General features: G+C 50.0%; 1 protein-coding gene. It reads right to left on the bottom strand.

Going from position 1 to position 246, the window contains the following annotated elements; all coding sequences use genetic code 11:
* On the bottom strand, positions 1 to 246 hold a 246-nt coding region (locus NE619_RS18390), incomplete at both ends, for a toprim domain-containing protein (protein WP_256133911.1).

The following is a 246-nucleotide window of genomic DNA, read 5'->3' as shown; positions in this document are numbered from 1 at the left end:
ATCTGCCTTCCCAGCTTTAGACAAAGATAATCATTACAATCCTTTCCCTGCGGCGACGGCCGGTCCCTGATAACGTAGCGTGATGGCAGTACGGCCTTTAGTGCCTGTGCCATTCTCCTACCGGCGTAATCATTATCCAGATGCAGTGCGATGGTTCTCACTTCCGTATGTTTCTCTAAGAAAGAAGCAACCGCGACCGGAACTTTGCTTTCTTCAATCTGCTTTGCTGGCTGGTAAACACCTGCC

The sequence above is a fragment of the Anaerovorax odorimutans genome (genome assembly GCF_024459955.1).
GTDB lineage: Bacteria > Bacillota > Clostridia > Peptostreptococcales > Anaerovoracaceae > Hominibacterium > Hominibacterium odorimutans_A.
This window is presented reverse-complemented; position numbering and strand designations above follow the sequence as displayed.